The following is a 2,424-nucleotide window of genomic DNA, read 5'->3' on the forward strand; positions in this document are numbered from 1 at the left end:
TCGAAGCCCGCCTGCGCGAACACCCCCACATCACCGACACCGTCGTCACCGTCCGCGAGAACACCAACGGCGAGAAGACCCTCGTCGCCTACCTCGTCACCGACACCGTGCTCGATGCTCCGGCACTGCGCGCCGAACTCGCCGACACACTCCCCGAGTACATGGTCCCGACCGCCTACCTGACGATCGACGCCATCCCCCTCACCGCCAACGGCAAGATCGACACCCGCGCCCTCCCGGCCCCCGACCTGGACGCGTTCGCCACCAGCGGCTACACCGCCCCCCGCACCCCCGTCGAGGAACGCCTCGCCGCCGTCTGGGCCGAGGTCCTCGGCCTGCCCCAGGTCGGTGTCGAGGACAGCTTCTTCGACCTCGGCGGCGACTCCATCCGCGCCGTCCGCCTCGTCGGCGCCCTCCGCGCCGCCGGCTACGACGTCACCATCCGCGACGTCTTCCAGCAGCGCACCATCACCGCCATGGCCGCAGCCCTCCCCGGCAACGGCACCGGCGAATCCCTCATCACCGCCGTCCAGCCCTTCGCCCAGATCTCGGACGACGACCGCGAAGCCCTCCCGGCCGACATCGTGGACGCCTACCCGCTCTCCCAGATCCAGACCGGCATGCTCGTCGAGATGCTCGCGGCCGAGTCCCGGGACGTCTACCAGAACATCAACTCCTTCCGCCTGCCGGACGCGAAGGCCTTCGACGCCGCAGCGTTCCGCCGCGCCGCCGACCTCGTGGTGGCCCGGCACGACATCCTGCGCACCTCCATGCACCTGGACGGCTACAGCCAGCCGCTTCAGCTCGTCCACGCCGACGCCGAGATCCCGGTCGCCATCCACGACGTCCGCAGCCTGACCGAGGCCGAGGTGACAGCCCTCACGCTCGCCTACGTCGAGCACGAGCACCGGAACGGCTTCGAGCTGACCGCCGCCCCGCTGCTGCGCATCTCGGTGCACGTCGAGTCCGACCAGGCCTGGCGGCTGACGTTCAGTCACATTCATGCCATCACCGAGGGGTGGAGCTACCACACCCTCCTGATGGAGCTGCTCGCCTGCTACCGCAGCCTGCGGGACGGCCTTGAGCCGGCGGCCTACGAGGTGCCGTCGGTCCGCTACGCGGACTTCATCGCCGCCGAGCAGACCGCGCTCTCCGACCCGCAGACCCAGGAGTTCTGGCAGCAGGTCGTCGACACCCACAGCCCGCTGGTCCTGCCGGACGGCTTCGCCGAGTCCGACCTGAACGGCGTCGCGGACCGCAACCACGTCCACATCCCGTTCGCGGACCTGGAGGACGGCCTGCGCAGGCTCGCGACCGAGGCGAAGTCCTCGCTCAAGAACGTGCTGCTCGCCGCGCACCTCAAGGTGCTCGGCAGCTTCACCGCCGAGGACGCCTTCCACACCGGCGTGGTCTACCACGGCCGGCTGGAGGCGCCGGGCGCGGACCGGGTGCTCGGCATGCACCTCAACACCCTGCCGTTCCCCACCACGCGCGGTGCCGCGAGCTGGCGCGAACTGGTCGAGCGGACCCATGCGACCGAGACCGCCATCTGGTCCCACCGCCGCTACCCGCTGCCCGCCATCCAGCGCGCCGCCGGCGGCAACCGGGAACTGCTGAACGCCCTCTTCGAGTACCTCGACTTCCACCTCGTCGACAAGTCCTCGGTCGACGTCGAGGGCACGATGGTCGACGGCACGACCGAGTTCGGCTTCAGCGTCATCACGGTCGGCGGCAAGCTCGACCTCGCGGGTGCGACCAATGTGATCAGCTTGGCTAACCTGCAGCGCCTGGGCGCCATGTACCGGCTGGTGCTGGAGGCGATGGCCGCCGACGCCGACGGTGATGCCCGCCGTGTCCTCCTGCCGGAGGCGGAGCGGACCCAGCTCACGACCTGGGCCGCGGGCGGCTCGGTCGACTGGCCGGAGGGTCTGACCGTCGACCTGATCGAAGCCCAGGCCGCCGCGACTCCGGACGCCGTCGCCGTCATCGCCGGCGAGACCCGGCTGACCTACGCCGAGTTGGACCAGCGCGCCAACCGCATCGCCCACCACCTGCTCACCCTCGGCGCCGGACCGGACGTCCTCGTCGGCGTCTGCCTGGAGCGCGGCCCCGACCTCGTCCCCACCCTCCTCGGCGTCTGGAAGGCCGGAGCCGCCTACCTTCCCCTCGACCCGTCCTGGCCCGCCGACCGCCTCGCCTACGTCCTCACCGACACCGCCACCCCGGTGATCGTCACCTCCGCCGCCCTGGCCGACACCGTCGACGCCCAGTACGACGGCACCCTCGTCGTCATCGAGCGCGAGCAGGCGACCATCGACCAGTACCCGGTGACCGCGCCCCAGCGCACCCTCGACGGCCAGAACCTCGCCTACGCCATCTACACCTCAGGCTCCACCGGCCGCCCCAAGGGCGTCCTCGTCCACC

General features: G+C 71.0%; 1 protein-coding gene. It reads left to right on the forward strand.

Features of this window, described 5'->3' with window-relative positions; translation table 11 throughout:
• On the forward strand, positions 1-2,424 hold a 2,424-nt coding region (locus ABZ495_RS36955; RefSeq protein ID WP_359840375.1), incomplete at both ends, for a condensation domain-containing protein.

The sequence above is a fragment of the Kitasatospora sp. NPDC005748 genome (assembly GCF_040630735.1).
GTDB lineage: Bacteria > Actinomycetota > Actinomycetes > Streptomycetales > Streptomycetaceae > Kitasatospora.